Consider the following 24,555-nt stretch of genomic DNA (forward strand, 5'->3'; position numbering starts at 1 on the left):
CCCGCCGGCTGATGAACCTCCTCTGGGCGGGGCTCGCCCTCGGCGGCGTCGTCCTGCTCAGCGGCGGCGGCTTCGACCGCCTCGATCCGGCGGGAGCCGCCTTCGCGCTCGCCGCGGGCGCGATGTGGGCGGCGTACATCGTCTTCAGCGCCCGCACCGGCCGGCGCTTCCCGCAGGCCGACGGGCTCGCGCTCGCCATGGCCTTCGGCGCGGTCCTCAGCCTGCCGTTCGGCATCGTGGAGGCCGGCGACAAGCTCCTCGTACCGTCGACGATCGGCCTCGGCCTCGCCGTCGCGCTCATGTCGTCCGTGCTCCCCTACACCCTCGAACTCCTCGCCCTCCGCCGCCTTCCCGCCCCCACCTTCGCCGTCCTCATGAGCCTCGAACCGGCCATCGCCGCCACCGCCGGCTTCCTCATCCTCAGCCAGGCCCTCTCCCTCCTCGACGCCCTCGCCATCACCCTCGTCATCGCCGCCAGCATCGGCGCGGTCCGCACCCAGGCCCGCGCGGCCCGCCGGGACGCACAGGACGCCACCCCGGCCGAACGCTGACCGCCCCGGCCACCCCACCGGCTCGGGCAGCCATCCCCCCGGGCCCCGCGCGTGATCGCCGAACTGCAGTGCCTCGTCATCGACTGCCCCGCTCCCCGCGAACTCGCCGCGTTCTACCGCGCCGTCCTCGGCGGCGAGGTCGACCGCCCGGACCGGCGCTGGTCCCTCGGCGAGGCCTGGTCGACCCTGCACACCCCCGGAGGACTCGTCCTCTGCTTCCAGGGCGTCGCCGACCACCGCCCCCCGGTGTGGCCCGATCCCGACCGCCCCCAGCAGTTCCACCTCGACTTCGGCGTCGCCGACCTGGACACGGCCCACGAACAGGTCCTCTCCCACGGCGCGACCGTCCTCGACGCGGGCGACGGAAAGCGGAGCTGGAGGGTCTACGCGGACCCGTCCGGGCATCCGTTCTGCCTGGTGCGGCACTGAGGGGAGCGGGACCTGCGATGCGCCCGTGGAGGACCCGCCCACTGACCCCGACCGGCCTTCGGGCGGGACGAGCTGCGCCCGTGGAGCGGATCGCCGGTCGATTCTCCGGGCGTTCGATAGGTTGCCGGTCATGACCGAACTCGGTTCCGTTGCCTGGCCGCCTGCCCCGATAGCGACCGAACGGCTCGTGTTGCGCGAGTCGGAGGCGCGGGACAGGGCGGGGTTCGTCGAGTTGTTCTCGTCGCCGGAAGTCGGGACGTACGTCGGGGGCGCTCGGCCGCGGGACCGGCTGGAGAACGCGATGCCGGAGGTGCCGGGGCGGCGGCCGGGCCTGTTCGTGGTGGAGCGGGACGGGGCGATGATCGGGATGGTCACGCTCGACCGGCGCGACCCGGAGCGTCGGCCGCGGGTCGCGCCGGAGGGCGGGGAGACCGAGCTCGGCTACATGTTCCTGCCGCAGGCGTGGGGGAGCGGGTACGCCGGCGAGGCGTGCGTGGCGGCGCTCGGATGGTTCGCGGGGGCGCATCCCGGCCGGCCGGTGGTGCTCACGACCCGGAGTGCGAACGAGCGGGCGATGCGCCTCGCGGAGAAGCTGCGGTTCACCGAGGTGGAGCGGTTCGAGGAGTTCGGGGCCGAGCAGTGGTTCGGCGCGTGGACCCCGGAGGCCCCGGCCGGCTGAGCCGGGGACCGGGCGCGGAGCCCGGGGGCCCGGCGGGTCGTGATCCGCCGGGCCCCTCTGCTTGCCGTGCGCCGGGGCGCGATGGCGGAAGCCGGTGCCGCTGTGTCGGTGCGCGACGGGGAAGCCGGTGTCTCCGCGTCAGTGCGCGATGTGGAACTCGTTGCCCGCGGCGTCGAGGAACTCGCCGGAGCGGCGGTCCGGGTGGGTCACTTCGAGGCGGAGGCGGTTGCGTGCCGTCTTCGGCGCGGCGGGCGGGCCCATGACCATGGAGACGGTGCTGGTGGGGGTGCGGCGGAGCCTGACGCCCCAGTCGTGGGACTCGACGGCGTGCCAGGAGGTGTGGGACTGCCAGAAGTCCGACTGGGCGTGGCGGTCGTCGTCGGTGGTGTCGAGGCAGAGGGCGACGAGGCCCGAGTCGGCGAGGACGCCGGGGTGCCCGGGGCGGAGGACGCAGAACTCGTTGCCCTCGGGGTCGGCGAGGACGTCCCAGGGGACGTCGCCCTGGCCGATGTCGACCCGGGTGGCGCCCAGGGACAGCAGGCGGTCGATCTCGGCCTCCCAGGCCGGGCCCCCGGCGAGGTCGAGGTGGAGCGGGTTCTTGGCCGCGGGCTTCGGTTCCGTGGTCGGCGTGAAGCGGAGGCGGAGGCCGTCCGTGCGGCCCTGCGTGGCGTCCTGCCAGAAGCGTTCCATGCGTGTGACGTCGAGTGCGTCGATCACGATGCCGGTGAGCATGCCGTTCCCCCAAGTCGTCCGATCCGTCGCTCGTGCATTGTCGCCGTCGGCGTCGTCGCGCGGGCCGGATCCGGTTGATCTTTGGCTCTCGGCCTGTTTCGGGGGGTGGGGACGGGCGCCGACGATGGGGTGGTCGTCGGCGACCGCGCGAAGAGCGGTCGGCGCGTGCTTCGAGGGCGCCTCCACGGCGCTTCGCGAGTGCCTCGGAAAGGGGGAGCCACGTCATGGCCCTGGAGATGCGGGACCGGTGCGAGCGGTGCGGGACGGCGGTGCTGGCCGCGGACGGCCCCGCCCGGATCTGCTCCTACGAGTGCAGTTTCTGCGTGCCGTGCGCGGAGGAGATGGGCGGGGTCTGCCCGAACTGCGGGGGCGAGCTGGTGGCGCGCCCGACGCGGAGGGGCGCGGGGTAGGCGGCCGGGGGCGGCGTGCCTCTCGGGGGTGGCGTGCGGGGCGGCCGTCCACCGTCGCGGTCCGGCGCCCGAAAAATCTAAAGCAAGCACGCTTGATTGTTTCTGGTGCCGCTGCCATGCTCCTCGCGAAGGCCCGTGACCGCCCGTCCCCGAGGGGAGCGCACCGTGTCCGACTCCGTCGTCGTCCTTGACGACCTGCGCGCCGAGAGCGAAGAACTCGACGCGCTGGTAGGCGAGTTGAGCGAGGAGCAGTGGGGAGCGGAGACACCCGCGCCCGGCTGGACGATCGCCCACCAGATCGCGCACCTCGCGTGGACGGACAGGGCCGCTCTGCTCGCCGCCACCGACGCGGAGGCGTTCGCCGCCGAGACGGAGAAGGCTCTGGCGGCACCGGACCGGTTCGTCGACGAGGGGGCGGAGGAGGGGGCGAAGCTGCCGCCCGCCGAGCTGCTCGCCCACTGGCGCGAGGGCCGTGACCTGCTCCGGGCGGCGCTGCGGGAGGTCGCGCCCGGCGCCCGATTCCCTTGGTACGGGCCGCCGATGAGCGCTCCCGCGATGGCCACCGCCCGGCTGATGGAGACGTGGGCGCACGGCCAGGACGTCGCCGACGCGCTCGGGGTCGTCCGCGCGCCCACGGCCCGGCTCCGGCACGTCGCGTGGATCGGCGTGCGGGCCCGTGACTACGCCCATCTGGTACGGGGCATCCAGGCGCCCGCCGAGCCGTTCCGGGTCGAACTCGCGGCGCCCGGCGGCGAGTCGTGGACGTACGGGCCGGAGGGGGCGGCGCAGCGGGTCACCGGGCCGGCCCTCGACTTCTGCCTCCTCGTCACCCAGCGCGTCCACCGGGCCGACACGGCCCTGGTCGCGGACGGGCCCGACGCGGAGCGGTGGCTCGGCATCGCGCAGGCCTTCGCCGGCCCGGCCGGTGGCGGCCGCGCACCCCGGGAGGCGTAGGGGTGCTGCGCATCGGCAATGCCTCCGGCTTCTACGGCGACCGCTTCGACGCGGTGCGCGAGATGCTCACCGGCGGCGAACTCGACGTCCTCACCGGCGACTACCTCGCCGAGCTGACCATGCTCATCCTCGGCCGCGACCAGCTGAAGGACCCGTCGGCCGGGTACGCGCGGACCTTCCTCCGGCAGATGGAGGAGGGCCTCGGACTCGCCCACGACCGGGGCGTCAGGATCGTCACCAACGCGGGCGGCCTGAACCCGGCCGGACTCGCCGACGCGCTGCGCGCGCTCGCCGGGAAGCTCGGCCTGCCGGTCCGCGTGGCCCACGTCGAGGGCGACCGGCTGACCCCGTCGGACGGCGTCCTGACGGCGAACGCCTACCTCGGCGGCGCCGGGATCGCCGCCTGCCTCGCGGCCGGGGCGGACGTCGTCGTCACCGGCCGGGTCACCGACGCCGCCCTCGTCACGGGGCCGGCGCAGTGGCGCTTCGGCTGGGGCCCGGAGGCGTACGACCAGCTGGCGGGGGCGGTCGTCGCCGGGCACGTCCTGGAGTGCGGCACCCAGGCCACCGGCGGCAACTACGCGTTCTTCGCCGACCACGACCCGAAGCTCCTCCGCCGCCCCGGCTTCCCCCTCGCCGAGCTCCACGCCGACGGCACGTGCGTCATCACCAAGCACCCCGGCACCGGCGGCCTCGTCGACGTCGGCACCGTCACGGCCCAACTCCTCTACGAGACCGCCGGCGCCCGCTACGCCGGCCCCGACGTGACGGCCCGGCTCGACACCGTGCGCCTCACCCAGGACGGCCCCGACCGGGTCAGGATCGACGGCGTACGGGGAGAGGCGCCGCCCCCGACGCTCAAGGCGGGCCGCAGCAGGCTCGGCGGTTTCCGCAACGAGGTGGTGTTCGTCCTCACCGGCCTCGACGTCGACGCCAAGGCCCGGCTCGTGCGCGACCAGGTCGAGGACGCGCTGACCGCGACCCGGCCGGCGGAGGTCCACTGGGAGCTGGCCCGCACCGACCACCCCGACGCCGCCACCGAGGAGACCGCGAGCGCCCTGCTGCGCCTCGTCGTCCGCGACCCCTCCCCGGAGCCCGTCGGCCGCGCCCTGACCGGTGCCGCCATCGAGCTGGCCCTCGCGAGCTACCCCGGCTTCCACGTCACCGCCCCGCCCGGCAAGGGCGCGCCGTACGGCGTCTTCGAGGCCGCGTACGTGCCGGCCGCCGAGGTTCCGCACACGGCGGTCCTCCCCGACGGGACCCGCCGGGACGTCCCCGTACCCCCGAGGACCCGCGACCTGGAACCCGTACCCGATCCGGAGCTTCCGCCGCCGTACCCCCAGGGGCCGACCCGCACGGTGCCGCTCGGCCGGATCGCCGGGGCCCGCAGCGGCGACAAGGGCGGCGACGCCAACGTCGGCGTGTGGGTCCGCACGGACGAGGAGTGGCGCTGGCTCGCCCACACCCTCACCGTCGGGAGGTTCCGCGAACTCCTCCCGGAGACCGCCGGACTCGAGGTCGTCCGGCACGTCCTGCCGAACCTGCGCGCGCTCAACTTCACCGTCGCCGGGATCCTCGGCGAGGGCGTCGCCTCCCAGGCCCGCTTCGACCCCCAGGCCAAGGCCCTCGGCGAGTGGCTCCGCTCCCGCCGCCTCGCCGTCCCGACCGCCCTCCTGCCCGCCACGCCGGAGGCGCCCGCCACGCCCGCCACGCCTCCCGAGAACCCGGCCGCCCTCCTGCCCGCCACGCCGGAGGCGCCCGCCACCCCGGCCGCCCTCCCGCCCGACGTCCCGGAGGAACTCCAGTGACCGTCCTCGCCTCCGCCCTCGACACCGGCGGACCCGACTTCGCGGACGCCCGCGCCGCCATGCTCGACAAGCTCGCCGCCCTCGACGCCGAGCACGCCAAGGCCCTCGCGGGCGGCGGCGAGAAGTACACGGCCCGGCACCACGGCCGCGGCAAGATGCTGGCCCGGGAGCGGATCGAGCTGCTCGTGGACCCGGACTCGCCGTTCCTGGAGCTGTCGCCGCTCGCGGCCTGGGGCAGCGACTACACGGTGGGCGCCTCGCTGATCACCGGCATCGGCGTCGTCGAGGGCGTCGAGTGCCTGATCACCGCCAACGACCCGACCGTGCGGGGCGGCGCCTCCAACCCGTGGACGCTGAAGAAGGCGCTGCGGGCCAACGAGATCGCGTTCGCCAACCGGCTGCCCGTCGTGTCGCTCGTCGAGTCCGGCGGCGCCGACCTCCCCTCGCAGAAGGAGATCTTCATCCCGGGCGGGGCGCTGTTCCGCGACCTCACCCGGCTGTCGGCCGCCGGCATCCCGACGATCGCGGTCGTGTTCGGCAACTCGACGGCGGGCGGCGCGTACGTCCCCGGCATGTCCGACCACGCCGTGATGATCAAGGAGCGGTCGAAGGTGTTCCTCGGCGGCCCGCCGCTGGTGAAGATGGCGACGGGGGAGGAGAGCGACGACGAGTCGCTCGGCGGCGCCGTGATGCACGCGAGGACGTCCGGACTCGCCGACCACTACGCCGTCGACGAGGCCGACGCGATCCGCCAGGCGCGCCGGATCGTCGCCCGGCTCAACCACCGCAAGCACCACGGGGATCCGGGCCCCGCGGAGCCCCCGAAGTACGACGGGGAGGAGCTCCTCGGCATCGTCCCCGGGGACCTCAAGACGCCGTTCGACCCGCGCGAGGTGATCGCCCGGATCGTCGACGGCTCCGACTTCGACGAGTTCAAGCCGCTGTACGGGCCGAGTCTCGTCACGGGCTGGGCGGCCCTGCACGGCTACCCGGTCGGCGTGGTCGCGAACGCGCAGGGCGTCCTCTTCTCCGCCGAGTCGCAGAAGGCGGCGCAGTTCATCCAGCTCGCCAACCAGCGCGACATCCCGCTGCTCTTCCTCCACAACACGACCGGCTACATGGTCGGCAAGGAGTACGAGCAGGGCGGCATCATCAAGCACGGCGCCATGATGATCAACGCCGTGTCGAACTCGAAGGTCCCGCACCTCTCCGTCCTCATGGGCGCGTCGTACGGCGCCGGGCACTACGGCATGTGCGGCCGGGCGTACGACCCGCGCTTCCTGTTCGCCTGGCCGAGCGCGAAGTCCGCCGTCATGGGCCCGCAGCAGCTCGCCGGCGTCCTGTCGATCGTGGCGCGGGCGTCCGCCGCCGCGAAGGGGCAGCCGTACGACGACGAGGCGGACGCGGGGCTGCGCGCCCTCGTCGAGGCGCAGATCGAGTCCGAGTCCCTGCCGATGTTCCTCTCCGGCCGGCTCTACGACGACGGCGTCATCGACCCCCGCGACACCCGCACCGTCCTCGGTCTCTGCCTTTCCGCGATCCACACGGCACCGGTCGAGGGCGCGCGCGGCGGCTTCGGCGTCTTCCGAATGTGAGGCCCACCTTGATCACCTCCCTCCTCGTGCGAGGCACACCTTGATCACCTCCCTCCTCGTCGCCAACCGTGGCGAGATCGCCTGCCGCGTCTTCCGCACCTGCCGCGAGCTGGGCATCTCCACCGTCGCCGTGTACTCCGACGCGGACGCCGACGCCCTGCACGTCCGGGCCGCCGACACGGCCGTACGGCTGCCGGGGGCCGCGCCCTCGGAGACGTATCTGCGCGGCGACCTCGTCGTGGAGGCGGCGCTCGCGGCGGGCGCGGACGCCGTCCACCCGGGCTACGGCTTCCTCTCCGAGAACGCCGACTTCGCGCGGGCCGTGACGGACGCGGGCCTGCTCTGGATCGGACCGCCGCCGGCGGCGATCGAGGCGATGGCCTCGAAGACCAGGGCGAAGGAACTCCTCGGCATCGCGCCCCTCGCGGACGTCACCGAGGCCGACCTGCCGGTCCTCGTGAAGGCGGCGGCCGGCGGCGGCGGGCGCGGCATGCGGATCGTCCGTGAACTCACCTCGCTTCCCGAGGAGTTGAAGGCGGCGTCCGCCGAGGCCGCGAGTGCCTTCGGCGACGGCGAGGTCTTCGTCGAGCCGTACGTCGAGAACGGCCGGCACGTCGAGGTGCAGCTCCTGTGCGACACCCACGGCACCGCCTGGGCGCTCGGCACCCGCGACTGCTCGCTCCAGCGCCGCCACCAGAAGGTGATCGAGGAGGCTCCGGCGCCCGGCCTGCCCGCGGCCCTGGAGGCGTCCCTCCTGGACACGGCCGTCCGCGCGGCGAAGGCCGTCGGCTACGTCGGCGCCGGCACGGTCGAGTTCCTCGTCGCGGACGGCCGGGCGCACTTCCTGGAGATGAACACCCGCCTCCAGGTCGAGCACCCCGTCACGGAGGAGGTGTACGGGGTCGACCTCGTCGCCCTCCAGCTCGCCGTCGCCGAGGGCAGGGCCCTGCCGCCCGAACCCCCGGCCCCCCGGGGGCACGCCATCGAGGCCCGCCTCTACGCCGAGGACCCGGCGCGGGAATGGGCGCCGCAGACGGGCGTCCTGCACCGCTTCGACGTCCCCGCGGAGGGGCGCGTCCGCGTCGACACCGGGTACGCCTCCGGGGACGCCGTCGGCGTCCACTACGACCCGATGCTCGCCAAGGTGATCGTCCACGCCCCGACCCGCGCCGAGGCCGCCCGCAAGCTCGCCCACACCCTGGAGCGGGCCCGCGTCCACGGCCCCGTCACCAACCGGGGCCTGCTCGTCGCCTCGCTCCGCCACCCCGACTACACGTCCCCGGACGCCCTCGACACCGGCTTCTACGAGCGGAACCTGCCGGCCCTGACCGCCGCCCCGGACGGCGAGCCGTACGCGGCCGTCGCCGCCGCCCTCGCCGAGGCGGCCGCGAACCGGGGCCGGTTCGGCGGAGGCTGGCGCAACCTCCGCTCGCAGGACGAGACCCGGACGTACGGGGACCACGAGGTCCGCTACCGGCCGACGAGGGACGGCGGCCACGAGGTCACCGCCCCCGAAGGGGTACGGGTCATCTCGGCGACCCCCGGCCGCGTGCGCCTCGAAGTCGCGGGAGTCGTCAGGGACTTCGACGTCGACGCGTACGGCGACGGCACCGTCCACTCCGGCCCGCACCGCCTCACCCCCCGCCCCCGCTTCACCGACCCGAGCGAACAGACCGCCCCCGGCTCCCTGCTCGCCCCCATGCCCGGCACCGTCGTCCGGGTCGCGGACGGCCTGGCCGTCGGCGACCGGGTCGCCGCCGGGCAGCCCCTGCTCTGGCTGGAGGCCATGAAGATGGAGCACCGCGTCACCGCTCCCGCCTCCGGCACGCTCACCGCGCTCCACGCCGCCCCCGGCCGCCAGGTCGAGGTCGGCGCCCTGCTCGCCGTCGTACAGACCGAAGCAACGGAGGAAGACCCCGTATGAGCACCGACATCGAGCCGCAGGAACACACGGAACTCCGCGCCGCCGTCTCCGCCCTCGGCCGCCGCCACGGCCCCGGCTTCGACCGGGCCACCCTGTGGGCGGAGGCCGGGAAGCTCGGCTACCTGGGCGTGAACCTGCCCGAGGAGTACGGCGGCGGGGGCGGCGGCATCGCCGAGCTGTCCCTCGTCCTGGAGGAGGCGGGCGCCGCCGGTGCCCCGCTCCTGATGATGGTCGTGTCGCCCGCCATCTGCGGCACCGTGATCGCCCGCTTCGGCACGGAGGACCAGAAGCGGACCTGGCTGCCCGGTCTCGCCGACGGCTCGCGGACGATGGCGTTCGGCATCACCGAGCCCGACGCCGGATCCAACTCGCACCGCATCACGACCACCGCCACCCGCACCGAGGACGGCTGGGTCCTCAACGGCCGCAAGGTGTTCGTCTCGGGCGTCGACATCGCCGACGCGACCCTGATCGTCGGCCGCACCTCCGACGCCCGCACCGGCAACCTCAAGCCCTGCCTCTTCATCGTCCCGCGCGACGCGCCCGGCTTCGGCCGCCGCCACATCGAGATGGAACTCGCCGCCGACGAGAAGCAGTTCGAGCTCACCCTCGACGACGTCCACCTGCCCGCGGACGCCCTCGTCGGCGACGAGGACGCCGGCCTCCTCCAGCTCTTCGCCGGCCTCAACCCCGAGCGGATCATGACGGCCGCCTTCGCGATCGGCATGGGCCGCCACGCCCTGGAGAAGGCCGTGGCCTACGCGAAGGAGCGCCAGGTCTGGAAGGCGCCCATCGGCTCCCACCAGGCCATCGCCCACCCCCTCGCGCAGGCGCACATCGAGCTCGAACTCGCCCGCCTGATGATGCAGAAGGCGGCCAGGCTGTACGACGCCGGCGACGACGCCGGCGCGGGCGAGGCCGCCAACATGGCCAAGTACGCCGCCGCCGAAGCCTGCGTGAAGGCCGTCGACACCGCCGTCCACACCCTCGGCGGCAACGGCCTCACCAAGGAGTTCGGCCTCGCCCGCCTCGTCACGGCGGCCCGGGTGGCCCGCATCGCCCCGGTCAGCCGGGAGATGATCCTGAACTACGTCTCCCACCAGACCCTGGGCCTGCCCAAGTCGTACTGAGTCCTGAGTCCTGGGTCCTGGGTCCGGCGTCAGCTGTCGCCCTCGTCCGTGCCCGTGGGGCACCAGCCGTCGCCGTCCCCCAGGCCGTCGACCTCGGAGATCCAGCGGACGACCTCCGCCCCGAAGTCGACCCGGCCGACGTCGTGGTGGGCGACGAGGTGGCGGAGGGCCGGGTTCTTGTCCTTCCAGTACTGGTCCCGGAGGGAGGCCCGGCGGACGAAGACTTCGCAGCCGACCGCGTTGGTCCGGAAGGTCAGCTCCAGCTCGCGCGGACGGTCGCCGCCGTCCGTGCGGGAGGTGAGGAGGAACCCCTGCACCAGGTAGAGGTGGTACTCGGAGCGGGGGATCGTGCCCGTGAAGATCCGCGAGGTGTCGCAGTCGTACCCGGCGGCGGCGAAGGCCTCGAACACGGCGTCGTGCAGGGGCGTTCCGGTGACGCGCACCAGGTCGTTGTCCGTCTGCGACGTGATGCCCTCGGCCTCGACCTCGGTGTGCAGGGTGAGAAGGGCCCCCTTCAACTCCCGCCCGCCGATCTCCGACAGCGGCGTCTCCCACTGGAGCCGATGGCGGAAGGGCACCCGCCGCTCCTCGCCCTTCTTCAGGCTGAAGTACCCGCTCGCGCCGACGTAGTCGAAGCGGTCGCCCTCCCGCTCCCCGTCGCCGTCCCCCTTGTGGAACAGCGGAGCGTTCGCCGTGAGCCGCAGGGTCATCGACCCCACCTCGACGGCCCGCTCCGGCGCCCGCACCACGACCTCCCCGGTCAGCAGCCCACCCGGCCGCGCCGGTCCGGATTCCACGAGCGTGTCGATTTCGAGCGGTATCCCGCCCCTGCCCAGAAGACGTTTGAAGACCATGTGTGCAGGCTAGGCCCTGTCCGGCCGGATCACTGCAGGCGTTCCCCGTCCCAACTCGGTCAATATCGACTCCGATTGTGAAGGCCGTGTATACGATCCCCTCATTTCGCTCACATCCGAGCGCCGTGAGTCAGGGAGACGCGCATGTACCAGCAGCCCGGCCCGTACCAGGCCCCTCCGCCGTGGGTGCCGACCCGCCGCTGGTGGCAGCATCCCGCCCTGGTCGTCACCCTGCTGGTGCTCTTCCCGCCGGGCGGCATAGCCCTGGCGTGGCTGAGCCGCTGGAGCAGCCGGGCCAAGATCGTGGCGACGGTCCTGTCGGCGCTGTGGTTCGTCATCGCGCTCGCCATCGACGACCCGGAGAAGAAGGGCACGGACGGCCCGAAGCCCGGCACGACGGCCACGGCCCCCGCGACGCCGACGCCGACCGAGCCGAGCCCCACCGCCACCACGCCGGAACCGAGCCCGACCACCGGGTCGCCCACCCCGGAGCCGACGACGGAGGCCCCGACCACCGAGGCCCCGGAGCCGACCACCGAGGCGCCGACCACCAGGGCGCCGGAGCCGACGCGCACCACGCCGAGGCCCGTGAAGCCGAAGCCGGTCCAGACGACCCGGCCGCCGGAGACCGCCGAGCCGGAGCCGGAGGTCTACTACGAGAACTGCACCGCCGTCCGGGCCGCCGGCGCCGCCCCCATCCACGTCGGCGAGCCCGGCTACGGCAGGCACCTCGACCGTGATGGCGACGGGGTCGCCTGCGAGCGCTGAGCCGCCGCGCCGGCCGCCGCCCGGTAAACCATGCAGGCACGCTTGATTGTTTTTCGGAGGGCTGACAGGGTCTCCCCAAGTCCCGCGCGCAGCAGCGATCCTGGCGTCCACCGCTCACCTCTCCAGGGGGTCAACGCATGGTGTTCCACAGCGATTACGAGGCCGTCCCCACCCTCTCCCTGCCCATCCACGACGCCGTACTCGGCCGCGCCGCCGAGTACGGCGACACCCCGGCACTCGTCGACGGGGCGGGGGAGCTCACGCTCACGTACGGGCAGGTCGACGGCTTCCACCGGAGGGTGGCGGCCGGGCTCGCCGAGGCGGGGGTGCGCAAGGGGGACGTCCTCGCCCTGCACAGCCCCAACACGGTGCTGTTCCCGATCGCGTTCTACGCCGCCACCCGCGCCGGGGCCGCCGTCACCACCGTGCACCCCCTCGCCACGCCCGAGGAGTTCGCCAAGCAGCTCAAGGACTCGTCCGCGCGGTGGATCGTCACGGTGTCCCCGCTGCTCGCCGCCGCCCGCGCCGCCGCCGAACTCGCCGGCGGGATCGAGGAGATATTCGTCTGCGACCAGGCACCGGAGGGCGAGGGCGTCCGCTCCCTCCAGGGCTTCCTGGCGAGCACCGGCCCCGTCCCGGACCACGCGATCGACCCCGACGAGGACGTGGCGGCCCTCCCGTACTCCTCCGGCACCACCGGCGTCCCCAAGGGCGTCATGCTCACCCACACGTCGATCGCCACCAACCTGGCGCAGCTGGAGCCGTTCGTCCCGATGGGCCCGGGAGACCGAATTCTGGCGATATTGCCCTTTTTTCACATATACGGCCTCACGGCTCTCATGAACGCCCCGCTCCGGCAGGGCGCCACCGTCGTCGTCCTGCCCCGCTTCGAACTCGACACCTTCCTCGGCGCGATCCAGAAGCACCGCATCAACGGGCTGTACGTCGCCCCGCCGATCGTCCTCGCCCTCGCCAAGCACCCGGCCGTCGCCGACTACGACCTGTCGTCCCTGGAGTACATCGTCAGCGCCGCCGCCCCGCTCGACGCGGCCCTCGCCGAAGCCTGCTCCACCCGCCTCGGACTGCCACCCGTCCGCCAGGCGTACGGGATGACCGAACTGTCCCCCGGCACCCACGTCGTGCCCCTCGACGCCGAGAACCCGCCACCCGGCACCGTCGGACGGCTGCTGCCCTCCACCGAGATGCGGATCCTTTCCCTCGACGACCCCGCGAAGGACGCGGCACCCGGAGAGGAGGGCGAGGTCGCCATCCGGGGACCGCAGGTCATGAAGGGCTACCTGGGCCGCCCCGACGCCACCGCCGCCATGATCGACGCCGACGGATGGGTGCACACCGGCGACATCGGCCGCGTCGACGACGACGGCTGGCTGTACGTCGTCGACCGGGTCAAGGAGCTCATCAAGTACAAGGGCTTCCAGGTCGCCCCCGCCGAACTCGAAGCCCTCCTGCTCACCCACGACGGCATCGCCGACGCCGCCGTCATCGGCGTCACCGACGCCGACGGCACCGAGATCCCCAAGGCCTTCGTCGTACGCCAGCCCGCCGCACCCGGACTCACCGCCGAGGAGGTCCTCGCGCACGTCGCCGCGCGCGTCTCCCCGTACAAGAAGGTCCGCGCCGTGGAGTTCATCGACACCGTCCCCCGGGCAGCGTCCGGGAAGATCCTCCGCAGAGAGTTGAGGGACCGCGCATGACCCTGGTCACCACCACCGAGGAACGGGGCGTCACGACCCTCGCCCTGAACTCCCCCGACACCCGCAACGCCCTCTCCGCCCCGCTCGTCGCCGAACTCGCCGACGCCCTCACCGCCTGCGGCAAGGACCCGGCAGTCCGGGCCGTCGTCCTCACCCACACCGGCACCACCTTCAGCGCCGGCGCCGACCTCAAGGCACCGCCGAGCCCGTACGCCTTCGTCGACCTGCTCCGGCAGATCGTCGAACTGCCGAAACCGGTCGTCGCCCACGTCACCGCCGGCAGCCACACCCGGGCCGGCGGCCTCGGACTCCTCGGCGCCGCCGACATCGTCCTCGCGGGCGACGGGGCCGACTTCGCCCTCACGGAGGTCCGCATCGGGGTCGCGCCCGCCGTCATCTCCCTCACCCTCCTGCCCCGCCTCGACCCCCGCGCCGCCGCCCGCCACTACCTCACCGGCGAACGCTTCGGCGTCCCCGAGGCCATCGCCATGGGCCTGGTCACCGCCCCCGACACCGACGCCCCCACCGTCCTCGACGCCCTGCGCGCCGGCTCCCCGCAAGGCCTGCGGGAGGCGAAGCGCCTGGTCACCGCTAGAGTCCTGGAAACCTTCGAACGCGACGCGGAGGACCTGGTGCAGAGATCGGCCACCCTCTTCGCCTCCGCCGAGGCACGCGAAGGGATGACGGCCTTCCTCGAACGACGGGACCCCGCATGGCGGCTGTGACCGCACCCAGACCGGACCGGAACCCCAAGCAGGACAGGAGCCGCGCCACCCGGCAGCGGCTCCTGGAAGCGGCCGTGGCCTGCCTGGCCGAGCGCGGCTGGGCGGGCTCCACGGTCGCCGTCGTCGCGGAACGGGCCGGCGTCTCCCGCGGCGCGGCCCAGCACCACTTCCCGACCCGCGAGGACCTCTTCACGGCCGCCGTCGAGTACGTCGCCGAGGAGCGGTCCCACGCGCTGCGCGACCTGCCGTCCCGCGACCGCAAGGAGGCCGTCGCCGCCCTCGTCGACCTCTACACCGGCCCCCTCTTCCGGGCCGCCCTCCACCTCTGGGTCGCCGCGTCCGACGAGGAGCAGCTCCGCGACCGCGTCACCGAGCTGGAGGCCCGCGTCGGCCGCGAGTCGCACCGCATCGCCGTCGAGGTGCTCGGCGCCGACGAGTCCCGCCCCGGCGTCCGCGAGACCGTCCAGGGCCTCCTCGACATGGCCCGCGGCCTCGGCCTCGCCACCCTCCTCACGGACGACCGCGCCCGCCGGGAACGCGTGGTGTCCCAGTGGGCGCGGCTGGTGGAGGAGGCACTGGCCTGAGGCCCGTCGAGGGCTGTCCGGGGCCCGTCCGGGTGAGGGCTAGACGCCCGGGATCGCGCGGGCGCGGAAGGCGCTGCGCACCGCGTCGGCGGCCGCCGTGCCGTACATCTTCTGCGCGGTCGCGACCGTCGTGAGGGCCGCGTCCTTGAAGCTGGTGTCGGCGGCGAAGCCGAACTGGGCGTTCACGATGATCCGGTCGGCCGTACGGGCACCGAGCTTGCCCCGGATGTCGAAGAGGGCCCGCGACCAGATCTCGCCGTCGGCGTGGACCTCGCCCTCCACGTCCGCGTACGTCTTCGTGCCGTCGATCCGGCGCAGGCAGTGCGGGGCCGCGCTGTAGCCGGTCGAGTCCCAGTCGCCCACGCAGGCCTGGTCGGCCTTCATGGGCCAGCCGTACTTCGTGACCGCGTTCGTGCCGACGGCCACCGCCAGGTAGTCGCCGAAGGCCTCGCCGATGGCGCCGGACTCCGGGGTGCTGCCGAAGCCGGGGACCTGGGCCTGGTGCACGGCGTGGCCGTACTCGTGGACGATCACCTCGGCGTCCTCGGCGTCGTCCACACCGCCCTTGCCGAAGCGGATCTCGTCCTTCTTGTCGGTGAAGAAGGAGTTGTCGGCGCCCCACTGGTTGAGCCGGACCGGCTGGACGCGGTCGTTCGCCCCGCGCAGCTCGGTGCCGAAGCCGAGGCCCTGCAGGTACTCCTGCGCCTCGTTGACCCAGAAGTACGCCATGACCTGCTCGAACTCGTCGTCGGAGCGGTCGAACGAGGTGGCGGCCGAGGCCTTCGCGGGCTTGCCGGTCTCCGAGCGGACCGCGGCCCACTTCCCGGACAGGGCGCCGCTCGCGTCGAGGTTGCGCAGCGTGACGGTGGCGTACGCGGAGGCGGGGACGTCGCCCGCCGCGTCCTTGTGGTCGGCGAGGGACTGGTCGCCCGAGGACTGGACCGGGTTCACCATGAAGACGCGGGCCTGCGGCGCGGAAGCCGCGGAGGCTCCCACGGACGGGAGCAGCGCCGCGGTGGCGGCGGCCACGGTGACGGCGGCCGCGGCCGCCAGGCCACGAGAGGTGCGGCGGGTCATGGACATCCTCCTGCGATGGGATGCTGCGACGGGAAGCTTGGCGTGTACTCGCCACGCAATGGCGGCGATCTTCGCGTACGCCCGCCGTTTTGAACAGACCCCGAGAGCCCCGCCCGGCACGTGAGCCGGACCACAGTCCATCTCGCACACCCGCAGTACTCTGGTCGCATGCCTCTGCTCGTACGCCGCCGTCACGTGGACTTCGTCCGCGTCACGAGCATGAGCTGTCGCCGCTCCGCCTGACCTTCCGGGTACCACTCCACGCCCCGGCGGTCCCTCGTCCGAGCCCCAAAGCCGACCGGCACCCGTGGCCCCCGCCCCACCCCTCGCGGCCGCCCCGGGCACCCGTACACCCCGCGGATGCACCCATGACGAACAGCTCGTACCCCTCCCAGCTCCCCATCGTCGACCTCTCGGCCGCCGACCGGGACCCCCGGGCCCGCAAGCTGCTCCACGCGCAGCTCCACTCGGCCGCCCACGACGTGGGCTTCTTCCAGCTCATCGGGCACGGCATCACCGAAGCCGAGACGAGCGCCCTCACCTCCGCCATGCGGGCGTTCTTCGCCCTGCCCGAGGCCGACCGGCTCGCCCTCGACAACATCAACTCGCCGCACTTCCGCGGCTACACCCGCATCGGCGACGAACGCACCGCGGGCGCCCGCGACTGGCGCGACCAGCTCGACATCGGCGCCGAACGCCCCGCCCACGCCCCCGCGCCCTGGGAAGCCCCCTACTGGTGGCTCGAAGGCCCCAACCAGTGGCCCGCCGCACTCCCCGAGCTGCGCACCGCCGCCCTGCACTGGATCGACCGCCTCAGCGGCGTCGCCGAGCGCCTCCTCCACGAACTGCTCGCCTCCATCGGCGCGCCCGCGGACTTCTACGACGACATCTTCGGCCCCCGCGCCCACCCGCACCTCAAGCTGGTCCGCTACCCCGGCAGCAGCGGCGAGGGCGACGACCAGGGCGTCGGCGCGCACAAGGACTACGGCTTCCTCACCCTGCTGCTCCAGGACCAGGTCGGCGGCCTCCAGGTCCAGCGCGAGGACGGGAACTTCCACGACGTGCCGCCGCTCCCCGGCGCCTTCGTCGTCAACCTCGGCGAACTCCTCGAAGTGGCGACGAACGGCTACCTGATCGCCACCAACCACCGGGTCGTCTCCCCGCCCGGGGCGACGGAGCGCTACTCCGTCCCGTTCTTCTACAACCCCAGGCTCGACGCCCGGATCTCCCCGCTGGCCTTCCCGTACGCCGACCGGGCCCCCGGCGTCACCGTCGACCCGGCGAACCCGCTGTTCGCCGAGTACGGCCGCAACGAACTGAAGGGGAAGCTCCGCGCCCACCCGTCGGTGGCCGCCCGCCACCACGCGGAGCTCCTGCTGCACCCGGAGGGTCAGCCGGCGATGTCCGCGTAACCCTCGATGTCGCGCGGGTCCCGCTTGCCGGGACCCGTGTAGCGCGCCGACGGACGCACGAGCCGCCCGGTGCGCTTCTGCTCCAGGATGTGCGCCGACCAGCCGGCCGTACGGGCACAGCTGAACATCGACGTGAACATGTGGGCCGGCACCTCCGCGAAGTCGAGGACGATCGCCGCCCAGAACTCCACGTTCGTCGCCAGGATCCGGTCCGGACGCCGGTTGTGCAGCTCGTCCAGGGCGGCCTTCTCCAGCGCGGCGGCCACCTCGTAGCGCGGCGCGTCCAGCTCCTTGGCCGTACGGCGCAGCACGCGTGCGCGGGGGTCCTCGGCGCGGTACACGCGGTGGCCGAAGCCCATCAGGCGCTCGCCCTTGTCGAGGGCCTGCTTCACGTACGCCTCCGCGTCGCCGGTCCGCTCGATCTCCTCGATCATGCCGAGGACGCGGGAGGGCGCACCGCCGTGCAGCGGGCCCGACATGGCGCCCACGGCGCCGGACAGCGCCGCCGCCACGTCGGCGCCGGTGGAGGCGATGACGCGGGCGGTGAACGTGGACGCGTTCATGCCGTGCTCGGCGGCCGACGTCCAGTACGCGTCGACGGCCTTCACGTGCTTCGGGTCCGGCTCGCCGCGCCAGCGGATCATGAACCGCTCCACGACCGACTGCGCCTTGTCGATCTCGCTCTGCGGCACCATCGGCTGGCCCTGGCCGCGCGCGGACTGCGCCACGTACGACAGCGCCATGACGGCCGCGCGGGCGAGGTCGTCACGGGCCTGCTCGGCGGAGATGTCGAGGAGCGGCTTGAGGCCCCACACCGGCGCCAGCATCGCGAGCGCGGACTGCACGTCGACCCGGATGTCACCGGAGTGCACCGGGATCGGGAACGGCTCGGCGGCCGGCAGGCCGGGGTTGAACGCTCCGTCGACGAGCAGTCCCCAGACGTTTCCGAACGAGACGTGACCGACGAGGTCCTCGATGTCGACCCCGCGGTAGCGGAGGGCACCGCCCTCCTTGTCGGGTTCGGCGATCTCCGTCTCGAACGCGACGACTCCCTCGAGCCCGGGTACGAAGTCGGACATCAGGCGGCTCCTCTAATCGATGATCGATCAAACGTGTGATCGATGGGGGGAATCAACAGTCATCCAGCGGAAGAGTCTGTACGGTTTCGATGATGCGGGGAAAGGTGACATCCGGCACACTGCGCCGACCCGGCGACAAAGGATTAGGGCCGCGTGGTGCCGGGCAGACTGCGCCGCTGCGGCAGGATGGCACTGTGACCGACGCCCTGGACCCCGCCGACATGCGCGAGCAGTACCGCACCACGGAGCTCCTCGCGGCCGACCTCGCGCCCGAGCCGATCGAGCAGTTCACCCGCTGGTTCAAGGAGACCGCCGCCAACCCGGCGATCCACGAGCCGAACGCGATGATCGTCTCCACCGCGACCGTCGACGGCCGCCCGTCCTCCCGGACGGTCCTCCTCAAGCACTACGACGAGGCCGGCTTCGTCTTCTTCACCAACTACGGCTCCCGCAAGGGCCGCGAGCTGGAGGCCAACCCCCACGCCTCCCTGCTCTTCCCCTGGCACCCCCTGGCCCGCCAGGTCATCGTCACCGGCCGCGCCGTCCACACCGGCCGCGACGAGACGGTCGCCTACTTCCGCACCCGCCCCCACGGCTCCCAGCTCGGCGCCTGGGCCAGCCCCCAGTCCCAGGTCATCGCCTCCCGCGCGGACCTTCTCGCCCGCTACGAGGAACTGGCCGCCCGCTACCCGGAACCCGGACAGGTCCCCGTCCCCCCGGAGTGGGGCGGCGTCCGCGTCATCCCCGACACCGTCGAATTCTGGCAGGGCCACGAAAACCGCCTCCACGACCGCCTGCGCTACGTCCGCGCCGCCGACGGCGACACCTGGCACGTGGAACGCCTGGCGCCCTGACGGGCACCCTCTGACGGCACCCGGCCCCGGGAACGCGGACGACCCGTGAGTCTTGGCACCGTCCGCCTAGGTTCGGACGGAGCCTGCCGGCCGGACTGCCGGCGACTCACGGGTCGGGTGACTGCGTTGGTGTTCGGCAGAAGGCCTGCCGAGGTGCACAGAGTGCGACTGGCAGGCCTTAGCCCGCAGTCACCTCACGAGTCCGAAAAGAAATCATGTTTTCGGATCACCTCCTTTCGCGTGTACCTACACCCTAGGAAGCGCCCCCGCGTGCCTCAACCCATTTATTCAAATCGCGGAACAGGGGTGTGCTCTGCGTCACGTTCCAGTTGAATGGCCCCAGCATGGGGGGAGTGCCGGATGAGTGCCTTCACGGGGTCGGCCAGTGAGACCGCTTCTGTTCCGGGAGCGGGGGGAGATCTGCTGGCGGCGCTGCTGGACGGGATGGACGCGGCGTTGTGCGCGTTCGACGCCGACGGGACGGTCACGCACTGGAACAGGGAGGCCGAGCGGATCCTCGGATGGTCGGCCGCGGAGGCGGTGGGGCGGCGGGGGTTCGGGGGGTGGGCGGCGCGGAGCGCGGACGCCGAGGACACCCTGGGTCGGCTGATGGGGGCGATGAAGGGGCCGGGCCGGCAGGTCCACGAGTTCGTGCTGCTGCGCAAGGACGGCGGGCGGGTGCTCGTGCGGAGCCAGGCGGCGGGGGTGCGGGGCGCGGACGGGGCGCCGGCGGGGGTGTACTGCGCGTTCAGCGAGGTGCACGTACAGCTGGATCTGGAGCGGTCGGTCGCGCTGAGCGAGGCCCTGTTCGACGACGCGTCGTGGGGGGTCGTGCTCGTGGACGCCGATCTGCGCCCCGCGATGATCAACGCCCATGCCGCCCGCGCACTGGGCACGGGGCGCACGACCCTGCTCGGGCGGCCGCTCGGCGACGTCGTCGTACACGGTGCGGAGGAGCTGGAGGCGGCCCTCCAGCACGTGCTGGCGGAGGGGACGCCGGCCGCGCCCGCCGAGGTGTGGGTGACGCTGCGGACGGCCGAGGGGGAGCGGCGCCGGTGCTGGCGCAGCGGCTTCCTGCTGCTGTCGTCGCCGATGGCGGAGGAGCCGGTGCCGCTGGGCGTGGCCTGGCTGTTCCAGGACGTGACGGAGGAGCGGCTCGCGGCGCGCGAGGCCGACCGGTTGCGGTTCCGGTGGAGCCAGCTGCACCGGGCGGGCGCGGCGGCGGCGGAGTGCGAGGACACGGACGAGGCGGCGACGGTCCTGCTCGACTTCGCGCTGGCCGGCTTCGCCGACCACGCCCTGGTCGACCGGGTGGCGGGGGAGCGGCGTCTGACGCGCGCCCTCGCGACCCCCGCCGGGGTCCCAGGCCCGTCGTCGCCGGTCGTCGGCGGCGGCATCCCCCTGCGGTACGGGCCGAGGCATCCGGCGCTCCAGGCCTGGGACCGGCTGGGCACGGTACGGGCGACCGCGGGCCGTACCGCCGAGGTCTGGGCGGAGGCCCACCAGTGGCCCGGGGACGCGGCGCACGCCCTGTGCCTGGTGCTGCGCTCCCGCGGCCGCACGCTGGGCGTCCTGACCTTCCTGCGGGCCACCTGCCGGTCGCCCTTCGAGCGGGAGGACGTGGTGTTCGGCGAGACGGTCGCGGCCCGGGTGGCGGCCCTCCTGGAGCTCGGCGACAGGGACTGACGGCCGCCGGGGGTCCCGTACACCCACTTTTTTGTGGGTACTTGTACGGTCCCGGCGCCCGGGAGAACCTGGTGGTGGCCCGGACGAGAGGGAGCGACAGGGCCTCAGGAAGCGGCGACCGCTTCCGTGAGCCGGTCCAGCCGGCGATGGCCCCACTCCGACAACGGGCCGAGCAGTCCTGACAGTTCGCGTCCGTACACCGTCAGCGAGTAGACGGTCTTCGGCGGCAGCACGTCGTGCACCTCGCGGTGCACGAGCCCGTCCGCCTCCATCTCCCGCAGCGCCTGCGTCAGCACCTTCTCGCTGATCTCGGGGAGCCTGCGGCGCAGTTCGCCGGGCCGCAGCGGCCCGGACTCCAGCAGCCACAGCAGCGACGTCTTCCACTTGCCGTCGATGACGGCGATCGCGGCCGTCACTCCGCAGACGTTCGTGTCCTGGGCCCGGAGGCGTGTCATGCGCGTCCCTCTCGTTCGTCGGTCACCCGTATCCCATCCTTGTGCAAGGGAGTTCAGCCATGTCTTCTTCCCGTTTCGACGATCAGGCCTCCGTCACCGTCACCGTTCTCGGCCTCGGGCCGATGGGCCGGGCACTGGCCGGCGCCTTCCTGGACGCCGGCGTGCGGACCACCGTCTGGAACCGCACCCCCGGCCGGGAGGGCGACCTCGTCGAGCGCGGCGCGGTCCTGGCCGGGAGCGCGGAGGAGGCGGTCGCCGCGAGTCCGCTCACGGTGGTCTGCCTGGTCAACTACGACGCCACGGACTCCGTCCTGCGGCAGCCGGCGGTCACGGACGCCCTGAAGGGGCGGACCCTGGTGAACCTGAGCGCCGACGTCCCGGCGCGGGCGCGCGACACCGGAGACTGGGCCGGGGAGCACGGCATCGGCTACCTGGACGGCGCCATCATGACGCCGACACCGAGCATCGGTACGCCGGCCGGGGTCTTCCTCTACAGCGGCCCCGAGCCGCTCTACGCCGAGCACCGGGCCGTGCTGGACGCCCTCGACGGCGTCCACACCCACCTCGGCGAGGACATCGGCCGGGCGGCGGCGTACGACGTCGCGCTCCTCGACATCTTCTGGACGTCGATGACGGGGTACGTGCACGCCCTGGAGCTGGCCCGCGCCGAGGGCATCGCGGCCCGCGAGCTCGCGCCGTTCGCGGCGGGCATCGGGGCGATCCTTCCGCCGCTCTTCGAGGAGTGGGCGGACGACGTGGACGGCGGCTCGTACTCCGGCGAGGGCAACCCGCTCACCTCGGCCGTCTCGACCATGTCCCACGTGGTGCACGCCGCCGAGGCCCACGGCCTCGACGCGAGCGTCATGCGCGCCGCAGAGGCGCTCGCCCTCCGCGCCGTGGACCGCGGTTACGGCGCGGACGGCTTCACCCGCGTCACCCAGGTCCTCGCCCGCGGCTGAGGCCCGCCGCGACGGGCAACGAAGGGGCGCCGAACCGTGCCGGGATCCGGCATGGACGGCCCTCGGCGAGCGGGGCGACGATGGCGGCGTCTCCGGGCCGATCGGAGGCGTCCGGACGAGGGGGCTGTCATGGAGTGGGTGGTGGGGGCGGGCACGCTTCTGGGGCTGCTGGCGATCGTGCTCGGGGCGCTGACACTGCGGACGCGGCGGATGGGATGGGTCCCGCCCTGGACGCGCCGGAACGTCACCCGGCCCCGGCTCCTCGGTGTCGGAGCCGTGCTGCTGGGCTCGTCCCCCTTCCTCCAGGGGCTCGAGTACTTCGGCGTCCTGCCGGGTCTCTCCTGGGACGTCCGCTTCTTCGGCGGGACCGCCCTCCTCCTCACCGGCATCGCCCTCCTGGGCGCGAGCCAGCTGCTGGCCCCGCCGCCCGGTCCGGCCCCGCACGGGCAGGCCCCGACGGCGTAGGGCCGCCCCTGCGGCTTGGCGCCGGCCCCGGCGGCGTGGCGTCGCCCCCCGCCGGACCGGCCCTAGTGCCGGAAGAAGATCCGGTCGCCGTACTCGGTCATCACGCGGCCGTTCCACTCGTGGCCGCCGTCGACGTTGCCGGAGCGGAGCAGCGGGGGTTCGATGCCGCGGCGGACGAGGTCCTCGGCGGCGGCGGCCATGGTGGCCTGCATGAGGGCGCTGGTGACGACGGTGGAGGCGGGGGCGAAGGGGGCCTCGATGCCTTCGTGGGTGAGTTCGGCGTCGCCGACGGCGATCTTGGAGTCGAGGACGATGTCGCAGTGGTCCTTGAGGTAGGTACCGGAGACGTGGCGCGACTTCGTCTCGGTCGCGTAGGCCACCGAGGTGACGCCGATGACGGTGAGGCCGAGGGCGCGGGCGTTCATGGCCATCTCGACGGGCAGGGCGTTGCGCCCGGAGAGGGAGATGATGATCAGGACGTCCCCGGCCTTGGCGGGGGAGGAGTCGAGGACGGCGCCGGCGAGGCCGTCGACGCGCTCCAGGGCGGAGCCGAGGGTCGCGGGCATGACGTCGACGCCGACGGTGCCGGGGACGGCGAGCAGGTTCATCAGGGCGAGGCCGCCGGCCCGGTAGACGACGTCCTGGGCGGCGAGGGAGGAGTGGCCCGCGCCGAAGGCGAAGAGCCGGTTGCCGTTCTCGACGGCTTCGGCGATCGCGGCGCCGGCGGCGGCGACCTCGGCGGAGTCCTCGTCGCGGACCTGCTGGAGCAGGCCGATCGCGGCGTCGAAGAACTGTCCGGCCAACTTGCTCTCGCCCATGGCGGCGGCTCCTTCTCGTCGTGGTTCTCGTCGAGGTCGCGGATCACGGTGCGGTCTGGACCATTGCTCTGTCAATACCGTCTCACCCCGGTGCGGCCCGGTTGTCGGCCCGATGCGTCAGAATTGGTGGAGGGCCAGCGCACGACTCATCGAGGGGCACGTATGTCCGGACTGATCGACACAACGGAGATGTATCTCCGCACCATCCTCGAGCTTGAGGAGGAAGGTGTGGTCCCGATGCGTGCCAGGATCGCCGAGCGGCTCGACCAGAGCGGCCCGACCGTGAGCCAGACGGTGGCGCGGATGGAGCGCGACGGCCTGGTGGCCGTGGCGAGTGATCGCCATCTGGAGCTCACGGACGAGGGCCGCCGCCTCGCCACCCGCGTCATGCGCAAGCACCGGCTCGCCGAGTGTCTGCTGGTCGACGTGATCGGCCTGGAGTGGGAGCAGGTGCACGCGGAGGCCTGCCGCTGGGAGCACGTGATGAGCGAGGCCGTGGAGCGGCGGGTCCTGGAGCTGCTGCGCCACCCGACGGAGTCGCCGTACGGCAACCCGATCCCGGGCCTCGAGGAGCTGGGTGAGAAGGCGGAGGCGGAGGCCTTCCTCGACGACTCGATGGTCTCCCTGGCCGACCTCGACGCGAGCGGCGGCAAGACGGTCGTCGTGCGCCGGATCGGCGAGCCGATCCAGACGGACGCCCAGCTGATGTACACGCTGCGGAGGGCGGGCGTGCAGCCCGGTTCCGTCGTGTCGGTGTCGGAGTCGCCGGGCGGTGTCCTCGTGGGCAGCAGCGGCGAGGCCGCCGAGCTGGACGCCGAGGTCGCCGCGCACGTCTTCGTGGCGAAGCGCTGACGCCCTCCGGTACGTGGTCGAGGGGCGCCCGGTAGGCCCG

General features: G+C 73.3%; 25 protein-coding genes. 19 read left to right on the top strand and 6 right to left on the bottom strand.

Annotation, left to right across the window (positions count from 1 at the left end):
• From ACFCY7_RS32155 to ACFCY7_RS32165, 3 genes are all read left to right on the top strand, one after another.
• On the top strand, positions 1 to 551 hold a 551-nt coding region (locus ACFCY7_RS32155; RefSeq protein WP_376489590.1), incomplete at its 5' end, for a DMT family transporter.
• 51 nt (positions 552 to 602) lie between these two features.
• Positions 603 to 980 (top strand): VOC family protein, encoded by a 378-nt coding sequence (locus tag ACFCY7_RS32160; RefSeq protein ID WP_376489591.1) that lies wholly within the window; start codon positions 603 to 605, stop codon positions 978 to 980.
• A gap of 130 nt (positions 981 to 1,110) precedes the next feature.
• The gene (locus ACFCY7_RS32165) at positions 1,111 to 1,659 is read left to right on the top strand and encodes a GNAT family N-acetyltransferase (protein WP_376489592.1); all 549 of its coding nucleotides are present in this window, start codon (positions 1,111 to 1,113) and stop codon (positions 1,657 to 1,659) included.
• Positions 1,660 to 1,797: 138 nt separating this feature from the next.
• Here ACFCY7_RS32165 and ACFCY7_RS32170 read toward each other — a convergent pair whose 3' ends face one another.
• Positions 1,798 to 2,391, bottom strand: coding sequence for a VOC family protein (locus ACFCY7_RS32170; RefSeq protein ID WP_376489593.1), 594 nt, complete (start codon positions 2,389 to 2,391; stop codon positions 1,798 to 1,800).
• 224 nt (positions 2,392 to 2,615) lie between these two features.
• On the opposite strand from ACFCY7_RS32170, the gene ACFCY7_RS32175 reads away from it, so the two are divergent.
• The 6 genes from ACFCY7_RS32175 (at position 2,616) to ACFCY7_RS32200 (ending at position 10,212) form a co-directional block, all read left to right on the top strand.
• Entirely contained in the window at positions 2,616 to 2,801 is a 186-nt protein-coding gene (locus ACFCY7_RS32175) for a DUF1272 domain-containing protein (protein ID WP_376489594.1), read from the top strand.
• Between the two features lie 165 nt (positions 2,802 to 2,966).
• Positions 2,967 to 3,755 carry a TIGR03084 family metal-binding protein gene (locus ACFCY7_RS32180; RefSeq protein ID WP_376489595.1) on the top strand — a complete coding sequence of 263 codons (789 nt, stop codon included), beginning with the start codon at positions 2,967 to 2,969 and terminating at the stop codon, positions 3,753 to 3,755.
• Between the two features lie 62 nt (positions 3,756 to 3,817).
• Positions 3,818 to 5,563: an acyclic terpene utilization AtuA family protein gene (locus ACFCY7_RS32185; protein ID WP_376489612.1), complete on the top strand. Its 1,746-nt coding sequence runs from the start codon at positions 3,818 to 3,820 to the stop codon at positions 5,561 to 5,563.
• Complete coding sequence (locus tag ACFCY7_RS32190) at positions 5,560 to 7,158, top strand: acyl-CoA carboxylase subunit beta (protein WP_376489596.1); 1,599 nt, start codon at positions 5,560 to 5,562, stop codon at positions 7,156 to 7,158. The genes ACFCY7_RS32185 and ACFCY7_RS32190 overlap by 4 nt, the downstream gene beginning before the upstream one ends.
• Before the next feature lie 40 nt (positions 7,159 to 7,198).
• Complete coding sequence (locus ACFCY7_RS32195; protein ID WP_376489597.1) at positions 7,199 to 9,082, top strand: acetyl/propionyl/methylcrotonyl-CoA carboxylase subunit alpha; 1,884 nt, start codon at positions 7,199 to 7,201, stop codon at positions 9,080 to 9,082.
• Positions 9,079 to 10,212: an acyl-CoA dehydrogenase family protein gene (locus ACFCY7_RS32200; RefSeq protein ID WP_376489598.1), complete on the top strand. Its 1,134-nt coding sequence runs from the start codon at positions 9,079 to 9,081 to the stop codon at positions 10,210 to 10,212. The genes ACFCY7_RS32195 and ACFCY7_RS32200 overlap by 4 nt, the downstream gene beginning before the upstream one ends.
• 29 nt (positions 10,213 to 10,241) lie before the next feature.
• On the opposite strand, the gene ACFCY7_RS32205 is transcribed toward ACFCY7_RS32200, so the two are convergent.
• Positions 10,242 to 11,066, bottom strand: a complete 825-nt coding sequence (locus ACFCY7_RS32205) for a sporulation protein (RefSeq protein WP_376489599.1) — start codon at positions 11,064 to 11,066, stop codon at positions 10,242 to 10,244.
• A gap of 144 nt (positions 11,067 to 11,210) precedes the next feature.
• On the opposite strand from ACFCY7_RS32205, the gene ACFCY7_RS32210 reads away from it, so the two are divergent.
• From ACFCY7_RS32210 to ACFCY7_RS32225, 4 genes are all read left to right on the top strand, one after another.
• Positions 11,211 to 11,834, top strand: a complete 624-nt coding sequence (locus ACFCY7_RS32210; RefSeq protein WP_376489600.1) for an excalibur calcium-binding domain-containing protein — start codon at positions 11,211 to 11,213, stop codon at positions 11,832 to 11,834.
• 137 nt (positions 11,835 to 11,971) lie between these two features.
• A complete protein-coding gene (locus tag ACFCY7_RS32215; protein WP_376489601.1) occupies positions 11,972 to 13,549 on the top strand; it encodes an AMP-binding protein in 1,578 nt (525 codons plus the stop codon).
• Positions 13,546 to 14,274, top strand: coding sequence for an enoyl-CoA hydratase family protein (locus tag ACFCY7_RS32220; RefSeq protein WP_376489602.1), 729 nt, complete (start codon positions 13,546 to 13,548; stop codon positions 14,272 to 14,274). Before ACFCY7_RS32215 ends, ACFCY7_RS32220 begins: the two co-directional genes overlap by 4 nt.
• Positions 14,262 to 14,858, top strand: coding sequence for a TetR/AcrR family transcriptional regulator (locus tag ACFCY7_RS32225; protein WP_376489603.1), 597 nt, complete (start codon positions 14,262 to 14,264; stop codon positions 14,856 to 14,858). The genes ACFCY7_RS32220 and ACFCY7_RS32225 overlap by 13 nt, the downstream gene beginning before the upstream one ends.
• A 39-nt stretch (positions 14,859 to 14,897) precedes the next feature.
• Here the strand turns inward: ACFCY7_RS32225 and ACFCY7_RS32230 are convergent, their stop codons facing one another.
• The gene (locus tag ACFCY7_RS32230) at positions 14,898 to 15,935 is read right to left on the bottom strand and encodes a M4 family metallopeptidase (protein WP_376489604.1); all 1,038 of its coding nucleotides are present in this window, start codon (positions 15,933 to 15,935) and stop codon (positions 14,898 to 14,900) included.
• 368 nt (positions 15,936 to 16,303) lie between these two features.
• Here ACFCY7_RS32230 and ACFCY7_RS32235 point away from each other — a divergent pair, with 368 nt between their 5' ends.
• Positions 16,304 to 17,347 carry an isopenicillin N synthase family dioxygenase gene (locus tag ACFCY7_RS32235; RefSeq protein ID WP_376489605.1) on the top strand — a complete coding sequence of 348 codons (1,044 nt, stop codon included), beginning with the start codon at positions 16,304 to 16,306 and terminating at the stop codon, positions 17,345 to 17,347.
• Here ACFCY7_RS32235 and ACFCY7_RS32240 read toward each other — a convergent pair.
• The gene (locus ACFCY7_RS32240) at positions 17,326 to 18,426 is read right to left on the bottom strand and encodes a citrate synthase 2 (RefSeq protein WP_376489606.1); all 1,101 of its coding nucleotides are present in this window, start codon (positions 18,424 to 18,426) and stop codon (positions 17,326 to 17,328) included. The genes ACFCY7_RS32235 and ACFCY7_RS32240 overlap by 22 nt on opposite strands.
• A gap of 221 nt (positions 18,427 to 18,647) precedes the next feature.
• On the opposite strand from ACFCY7_RS32240, the gene pdxH reads away from it, so the two are divergent.
• Both pdxH and ACFCY7_RS32250 read left to right on the top strand, forming a co-directional pair.
• Positions 18,648 to 19,280: a pyridoxamine 5'-phosphate oxidase gene (gene pdxH, locus ACFCY7_RS32245; protein WP_376489613.1), complete on the top strand. Its 633-nt coding sequence runs from the start codon at positions 18,648 to 18,650 to the stop codon at positions 19,278 to 19,280.
• A gap of 360 nt (positions 19,281 to 19,640) precedes the next feature.
• Positions 19,641 to 20,966 (top strand): PAS domain-containing protein, encoded by a 1,326-nt coding sequence (locus tag ACFCY7_RS32250; protein ID WP_376489607.1) that lies wholly within the window; start codon positions 19,641 to 19,643, stop codon positions 20,964 to 20,966.
• A 104-nt stretch (positions 20,967 to 21,070) separates the two neighbouring features.
• Here the strand turns inward: ACFCY7_RS32250 and ACFCY7_RS32255 are convergent, their stop codons facing one another.
• Complete coding sequence (locus ACFCY7_RS32255; protein ID WP_376489608.1) at positions 21,071 to 21,421, bottom strand: winged helix-turn-helix transcriptional regulator; 351 nt, start codon at positions 21,419 to 21,421, stop codon at positions 21,071 to 21,073.
• Positions 21,422 to 21,480: 59 nt separating this feature from the next.
• Between ACFCY7_RS32255 and ACFCY7_RS32260 the strand changes: the two genes are divergently transcribed.
• Together ACFCY7_RS32260 and ACFCY7_RS32265 are read left to right on the top strand one after the other, a co-directional pair.
• Entirely contained in the window at positions 21,481 to 22,380 is a 900-nt protein-coding gene (locus ACFCY7_RS32260; protein WP_376489609.1) for an NAD(P)-dependent oxidoreductase, read from the top strand.
• Positions 22,381 to 22,509: 129 nt separating this feature from the next.
• Positions 22,510 to 22,845 carry a hypothetical protein gene (locus ACFCY7_RS32265; RefSeq protein WP_376489610.1) on the top strand — a complete coding sequence of 112 codons (336 nt, stop codon included), beginning with the start codon at positions 22,510 to 22,512 and terminating at the stop codon, positions 22,843 to 22,845.
• A 62-nt stretch (positions 22,846 to 22,907) separates the two neighbouring features.
• Here the strand turns inward: ACFCY7_RS32265 and ACFCY7_RS32270 are convergent, their stop codons facing one another.
• Positions 22,908 to 23,663, bottom strand: a complete 756-nt coding sequence (locus ACFCY7_RS32270; RefSeq protein ID WP_376489611.1) for an SIS domain-containing protein — start codon at positions 23,661 to 23,663, stop codon at positions 22,908 to 22,910.
• 162 nt (positions 23,664 to 23,825) lie between these two features.
• Between ACFCY7_RS32270 and ACFCY7_RS32275 the strand changes: the two genes are divergently transcribed.
• Complete coding sequence (locus ACFCY7_RS32275; protein ID WP_053644941.1) at positions 23,826 to 24,515, top strand: metal-dependent transcriptional regulator; 690 nt, start codon at positions 23,826 to 23,828, stop codon at positions 24,513 to 24,515.
• Positions 24,516 to 24,555 lie beyond the last annotated feature (40 nt).

This window comes from Streptomyces sp. NPDC056361, from assembly GCF_042262805.1.
Lineage (GTDB): Bacteria > Actinomycetota > Actinomycetes > Streptomycetales > Streptomycetaceae > Streptomyces.